The sequence below is a fragment of the Pseudomonas baltica genome, from assembly GCF_031880315.1.
Classification (GTDB): domain Bacteria; phylum Pseudomonadota; class Gammaproteobacteria; order Pseudomonadales; family Pseudomonadaceae; genus Aquipseudomonas.
The window spans coordinates 5,265,662-5,272,500 of sequence record NZ_CP134771.1; the positions used below are offsets into that span (position 1 = coordinate 5,265,662).

A 6,839-nucleotide genomic window follows, 5' to 3' on the forward strand; every position below is an offset into this window, starting at 1 on the left:
CAGTTATTGCGCGCTGGCTTTGAGCGCCGCGGTGAGGCTGCGCAGCGCCTGGCGCAACTGGACGTCGGAACTGTTGGCATAGAGCACCGCATCCCTTGCCGGCAGCGGCGGCAAACCTAATGTGCGCGTCACGTCCAGGGTGCCTGCCGGGGCGATGCGCAAGGGCAGGGCGGCCACTGCGAGCCCGGCCAACACGGCCGCGCCAACCGTCGCGTTGCCTGCACCGACGAACGCCTCCTGCCACGCCACACCCGCGCGATCCAATGCCTCGATCGCCATACTGCGCACACCGCAGGGCGGCGCCTGGGTCGCCAGTGGCAGCGGTTGTCCGGGGGCGAAGCTGAAGTCGCGGCTGGTCATCCAGCCGAAGCGCTCGCAGAGGATCACCTCGCCATCCTGGCGGCGGTTGTCATGCTGCAAGACCACGGCGGCGTCCAGTTGCCGATCGTCGAACTGCTGCAGGGCATCGCGCGAAGTGCTGACATGGATCTCGAACACCGTCAGCGGCTGCGTGTCTTTCAATTGCCTGAGCAAAAGGGGCAGCTCGGCACCGACCAGATGGTGGCTGATGCCGACCTTGAGCCGCTGGGCGGGCGCACCGAACGACCCCATCGCCTGCTGATGCGCCGCCAGCAGGTGCCGCGCGGCGCCGAGAAACGCCCCGCCTTGCACCGACAGCCGCACCCGCCTGGGTGTACGTTCGAGCAGGCGCTGGCCAAGGCCGGCCTCGAGCCGTTTGATCTTCAGGCTGATAGCCGATTGGGTGGTGTCCAGCGCTTCGGCCGCGCGCGTGAAACTCTTGAAATCGGCGACCATGACAAAGGCCTCAACTGCTTCCACGTCCAGTGCTTTCATGATCGGGCCATTTTCAATTCGAATGATTGATTGGTTTTAGCAGATGAAATCGCAATGATCGAATAAAGGATGCGGATGGCCGTCGCGGCCGAGCGTGTGGCGCGAGTAACCGGAGCAGCGAGCTGGCCCTTGGATATCAATTGTTTCAACTCTGTGATTAAAGTTATCGGCACCGTCTACAGATACCTATGGAGATACCCCTCAATCAGTTAGTCCCGCCATTGGCGGTGTCACAAGGAAGTTTTATGAGCACGCGCGACCCTCTGGGCTATTACGCAGTCCTGGAGTTGCACCACGAGGCCAGTGACGAGCAGATCAAGGCTGCTTACCGGCGCAGAGCGATGGTCCTGCACCCGGACCGTAATCCTGGCAGGGACACCACCGAGCAATTTCAGGCGCTCAACGAGGCCTTCGAGGCGCTGTCCGATTCAGCGGCTCGAGCAAAGTACGACACCCCTGCAGCGGCCCCGACGGCCCCGGCGCAACCACCGCCGGAGCCGATCAAATGCTCCGCGTGCGGCAAAGTCTCGGCGCAGCCACGGGTGGCGGTGTATCGATCGGTCAGAAGCTTTTTGCTGGTGACGATACGCAAACCGATCAGCGGGGTGTTTTGCAGTGAGTGCGCCCAGAAGAAGGCGCTGAAAGCTTCGGCCACTACCTGGTTGCTCGGCTGGTGGGGTTTGCCGTGGGGGCCCGTCTACTCCGTCCAGGCGCTGTTGGACAATATGTTCGGCGGCACCCATCCGCCGCTTGAGAACGCCCGTTTGCTGGCTTATCAGGCCTACTGCTTCCATGCCTTGGGTCGGCATGACATCGCCTTCGCCATCGCTGAAGATGGCCTGAAGTTTTGCCGCAAGATCAGACCGACCTCTCGCCAGGCGGCGCTGGTTATCGAGCGTGACGACCTGGATAGGCGTCTCAAGAGTTTCGTTGCTCAGGAGCGCCCGAACGCCGTTCGCTTGAAAAACTCATGGAAGCTCAACCGCTTTTTCGCCTTTCACGCTGGCGCGATGGGGCTGGTAGCGGCGGCAATCACCCTGGCGATCGTCAATGCGCCGCTGTACGAGCGAACCTTCCCCAAAGGGCCTATGCCGTACTCGTCACAAGCGTTGGCGGCGGGAGCGATCACGGCGCCTTCGGCCAGCGTCGCTCGGCAAATGCCACCGCCGCCGGTTTTCGTCCGACCCAGGACGGCGCCCAATGGCAAGCCATGGCCGATGGTGGCGGGTTATCTCAACGGCGAGCCACAAACCCGAGCGGGCGGGCATTCGGAGATCACCATCGACAACGGCCAGAACGACTCGGATGTGTTCGTCAAACTGGTGTCGCTGTCCGGCAATATCGCTCGCCCGGCGCGGCAGATCTTCATTCCGGCCAACGGCAAATTCACCATAAAGAGCATCGAGGCGGGCCGTTACGATGTGAGATATCAGGACCTGAAGACCGGTACCCGTTCTCGATCCGATGGGCTGACACTCTCCGAAACGGCGGATGCCCGGGGGATTCGCTACAGCGTCATGACCCTGACGTTGCAAAGAGCCAGGAATGGCAACATGGCGATCCATGATCTTGCCGAGGACGAATTCTGAGCCTGCCGGTCACCCGTTATGCTGGGCCTGACTGCCCAGGCCCAGCACGAACGTCAAGGCAATGACCGTTATCAACAGCGCTGTCACACCCAGCCAGGCGAAATGCGCCCAGGCCACTCCGCCGGCCCAGCCCAGCACCGCGCCGCCGACGTAGAAAGAAATGAAGTACAGCGTCGAGGCCTGGGATTTGCCCGTGCTCGCCTGCCGGGACACCGAGCCATTGGCGACGGCGTGAGTCGCGAAGTACCCCACGGTGAACAGCACCAGGCCGACGACGACCAGGGGCAGATAGGGCGGGATCATCAACAGCGCGCCCCCGGCGCACAGCGCCAGTGAACCGATGGTGACGCGTTTGGGGCCATGGCGGTCGGCGAGCTTGCCCGCATAGGTGGACGCATAAATGCCCGCCAGGTAGGTCAGGAACAACGAACCGGTGACGGTCTGGCTGAGGTCGAACGGAGCCTCGGTGAGGCGAAAGCCGAGAAAGTTGTAGACCATCACCAGGCTGCCCATCATCAGGAAGCCGGTGATGTAGGCGCGCTGCAGCGCCCGATTGCGCAGGTGCAGCCGGTAGTTGCCCAGCAGCAGCTTCCAGTCCGAATGCTGCACCACGAAGTGCCGGGAGCGCGGCAGCAGATAGCTGAACAGCAACGCCGAAGTGACCCCCAGTACGCCGATGGCGACCAGGCTGGCCTGCCAGCCCCAGGTGTCCGCGACGAAACCCGCCAGTACCCGGCCGGCCATCCCGCCGAACGCTGCGCCGCTGACATACACCCCGGCGGCATAGCCTGAATCCGAGGAGGCGATCTCTTCAGCGATATAGGCCATGGCGATGGCGGGTACGCCGCTGAAGGCCGCGCCTTGCAGCGCCCGGTAGAACAGGAAGGTGTTCCACGAGTCGGCGGTGGCCGAGGCGATGCAGATCACCCCGGAGGTAATCAGCGACGCCACCATGACCGGCTTTCGACCCAGGCGCTCGGAGACCACGCTGGCAAAGGGCATCAGCAACGCCAGCACGCCGATGTTGATCGACAGCGACAGGCTCGCTTGTGCCGGGCTGATCGAAAAGGCATGGGTGAACAGCGGCATCAGCGGCTGGACGCAATTCATCAGAGCAAATGTCGACAACCCCGCCAGGGTCATGCAGATCGCTATTGCGCGGAAGGCTGCTGTACCGCGGGCGATCTTGTCGCTGTGCGTGCTGGAGGCAGATGAGTGCTCGGAAGGCATCCTGGGAGGGTTCCATCAGGTATCGGGTCAGGCGGGCATGGTACGCGACGTTCGGTATGGGCCAAAGGGAAAGCGATACTGCTGAACCTCGGGTCCACCCGTTTCTACGATGGCTCTCCCGTGCCCGGAGCTCCGGGGTGGTACGTGGAACAGTACCTGACTTACTCCAGGGCCAATCGCTTCAATGACGCCAATGGCGACAAGCTCAACCTGCCCAAACAGCAACTCGAAGTGTTCGCGCCCACGACGCAGATCATTTATGTGCCCGAAGCGATGAGCAACGACATGACCCTTGGGGCTACGGCGCTGGTAACCTCACTGGTCCATGCCGACGTGGATGATGGCCTGCACAACGCCGCATTGAGTTCGCGCAACGGCGTCGGCGAAGTGGTCTGCCAGCGGGCGCTTCATGTATTTGTGGAACGCTACCAACCATGATCCACAGCGCAGCTTCGGCGCGGTCTCCGACACCCAGGCCGGGCAGGCGCTGCACGCCAACTTCACGACTCAGTACGCGATCACCGAACGCTTCAGCATTTAGCGGGGAGCAGCGGATATCGGCTTTGCGTTTTGCAAATCGACGATCTCTGCGGGCTCGTCATCCGTCTTTGCGAATCCGCCCGATGCTTGCACCCCCCGCTATGGCCGCCGCCAGTGCAGCCACGCCGATCGCCAGGCGCATCGCTTGCGCATCCTGCTCGGGACTCATCAGCCCATGTTCGCTGCCTGGCGCGTGGGCGGCATACACCGCCAGGATGACCCCTACCACAGCTGCACCCAGGCATTGCCCGAACGTGCGAACGATGGCCAGTACACCGGATGCGCTGCCGCTGCGCTCACGGGACACGTTCGCCAGCATCTCGCGATTGTTCGGGCTCTGGAAGAATCCGAAGCCGATGCCGCAGAGCAATTCGCGCCAACAGATATCGACCGCGCTGGCATGCTCAGGCAAGAGTGCCAGCGACGCCAGCCCGGCCGTGAACAGACCCAGGCCGGCAGTGGACAGCAGTGCTGGTGGGTAACGGTCGGCCAGGCGACCCGCTTGCGGGGCGGCCAGGACAATGCCTATGGGCCAGGCGGTGAACAGCAGCGCCGAGGCGAACACGCTATACCCGTAGGCGTTCTGGAACAGGAAGGGCAGGGCGATGATGGTAATGCCTTGGCTGACGAAGGCGGCCAGGGAGGTCAGCGCGGCCAGCGAAAACCTTGAGGAGTGAAAGATATCCAGGGGCAGCAGTGGCATTCGCGCACGTTGCTGGCGCCAGATGAATGCGCCCCCGGCAGCCAGGGCGATCACTGCATAGAGGCCGACGGTCCCGGCCGCCTGCAGCGTGCTGCCCAGTTGCGCGCAGGCATCGGCAGCGAGGATCACCGCGCCCATGGTGAGGGCGGACAGCCCGGCGCCGGTGATGTCGAAACCTTCGCGGGTCTGCGTGGGCGTCTGTGGGATCGCGCGCAGCCCCAGTGTCACGCCGATGACGCCCAAGGGAATGTTGATCGCGAACAACCATTGCCAGCCGAGCACCGAGAGCAGGGTGCCGCCCAGCGTGGGCCCGATCGCGGTGCTCGCGGCCACCAGCAGTGCGTTGAAACCAAGGATGCGCCCCAGCAGGCGCGTCGGGAAAACGGTGCGGTAGATGGCCGGGCCAATGCTCAAGGTCGCCGCACCGCCAATGCCTTGCAACACCCGCATGGCAATCAGCATGTCTAGCGACGTCGACAGCGCGCAGCCCAGGGATGCCAGAGTAAAGACCGTGACGCCACCCACGAACAAGGCGCGAAATCCCACCCGGTTCGCCAATGCCGCAAAGCTCATCAGCGTCATGGCGGCGGCCAGTAAATAGCCGTTGGCCACCCAGATGGTTGCGGCGGCAGAAACATCCAAGGCGCGGGCGATCGATGGCAAGGCGACGTTGACGATGGTGCCATCCAGCACGGCCATGGCCGTAGCGGTCATGATTGCGATCATCGCCAGACGCCGTTCGGCACCGGGCAGGCCATCGTCTTCAGGGCGATCTGCGAATAATTCGGTCACTGCGGCTGGGCTCCTTGACGCGAGACACCAACCCTACTGCTTGTATCGACGGACTCCCAGCGGTTCCTGCCATTGTTTTTCGCGCTGTAGAGGAAACCATCGGCGGCCTTGATGAGTTCGTCCGGGGTGACGTCACCCGTCGCGGGGGCGCAACTGGCGATCCCGCCACTGATGGTCACAATCCCCAAGGGGTGTTCGCTGTGCTCGATGGCCAGCGCGCGGACGGCCTCGACGATTTCCTGAGCGATCAGGCCGGCGCCGACCTCGCTGGTATCGGGCAGCAGCACGGTGAATTCTTCGCCTCCGTAGCGAACCGCCAGGTCGGCCGGGCGCTTGAGGGTTTTCCTGAGGGTGTCGGCTACCCGGCGCAGGCAGTCATCGCCGGCCGAGTGTCCGTATTTGTCATTGAAGCGCTTGAAGTAGTCGACATCGAGCATGATCAAGGCCAATGGATAGCCTTGGCGTTTGGCGCGACGGATCTCCAGTGCCAGCACCATGTCGAGCTTGCGGCGATTGCCGAGCCCGGTGAGGCTGTCGGTCAGGGCCATTTCCTGCACGGTGCGGTGCGCCTGGCGCAGTTCGTTTTCCATTTCTATGCGCTGGCGCAGCTGGCCGAGCACGATAAAACCGAAGCCGGTCAGAAACCCTACCAGCAACAGCAAGTACAGGCCGGTCTTGATCAGGTCGCGACGCCATGGGCCGACGAAGGATTCGCGCGACAGACCAGCCTCGACCACCAGCGGATAACTGCTCAGGGCGCGGTAGCCATACAGGCGATAGGTGCCGTCGACGACGGCCTTGACCTCGGCCACGCCCTCGTTGGAAGTTGGCAGGTAGCGCTTGAAAATCACGCTGTCAGCCAAGGTCTGCGTGGTGACTGCCGGGCTGAAGGGGCGCCGGACCAGGATTCGACCATCACGCAGGGCCAGCACCAGCGCGCCTTTGTCGTCGATCTTGAAGTCGCCGTAGTAGTCGACGAAATAGCTGACGCGCAGAGTGCCCAGCAGGACTCCGGCGAACGAGCCGTCGGGATTGTTGAGCCGCCGGGATACCGGAATGATCGGTTCGCCGGTAGAGCGGCTGTTGACCACTTCGCCGATGCGCACGTTGCGGTCGGTGTGGGTGCGGTG

Annotated in this window: 5 protein-coding genes and 1 pseudogene (1 of these 6 cut by a window edge); 2 read left to right on the forward strand and 4 right to left on the reverse strand. The window is 63.3% G+C overall.

Going from position 1 to position 6,839, the window contains the following annotated elements:
- Positions 1–3: 3 nt before the first annotated feature.
- Entirely contained in the window at positions 4–855 is an 852-nt protein-coding gene (locus REH34_RS23945) for a LysR family transcriptional regulator (protein WP_311969388.1), read from the reverse strand.
- A gap of 245 nt (positions 856–1,100) precedes the next feature.
- Between REH34_RS23945 and REH34_RS23950 the strand changes: the two genes are divergently transcribed.
- The gene (locus REH34_RS23950) at positions 1,101–2,444 is read left to right on the forward strand and encodes a J domain-containing protein (RefSeq protein ID WP_311969390.1); all 1,344 of its coding nucleotides are present in this window, start codon (positions 1,101–1,103) and stop codon (positions 2,442–2,444) included.
- A 9-nt stretch (positions 2,445–2,453) separates the two neighbouring features.
- Here REH34_RS23950 and REH34_RS23955 read toward each other — a convergent pair whose 3' ends face one another.
- Positions 2,454–3,674, reverse strand: coding sequence for an MFS transporter (locus tag REH34_RS23955; RefSeq protein WP_311969391.1), 1,221 nt, complete (start codon positions 3,672–3,674; stop codon positions 2,454–2,456).
- 21 nt (positions 3,675–3,695) lie between these two features.
- Here REH34_RS23955 and REH34_RS23960 point away from each other — a divergent pair.
- Positions 3,696–4,212 (forward strand): annotated as a pseudogene (locus REH34_RS23960) (transporter); the annotation flags it as partial.
- A gap of 60 nt (positions 4,213–4,272) precedes the next feature.
- On the opposite strand, the gene REH34_RS23965 reads toward REH34_RS23960, so the two are convergent.
- Entirely contained in the window at positions 4,273–5,709 is a 1,437-nt protein-coding gene (locus REH34_RS23965) for an MFS transporter (protein ID WP_311969392.1), read from the reverse strand.
- Positions 5,706–6,839, reverse strand: partial view of a sensor domain-containing diguanylate cyclase gene (locus REH34_RS23970; RefSeq protein ID WP_311969393.1) — the 3' portion only. Its footprint extends 468 nt past the window's final position; 1,134 of the gene's 1,602 nt are visible here — the last part of the coding sequence; its start codon lies off the right edge, out of view; the stop codon is at positions 5,706–5,708. The genes REH34_RS23965 and REH34_RS23970 overlap by 4 nt, the downstream gene beginning before the upstream one ends.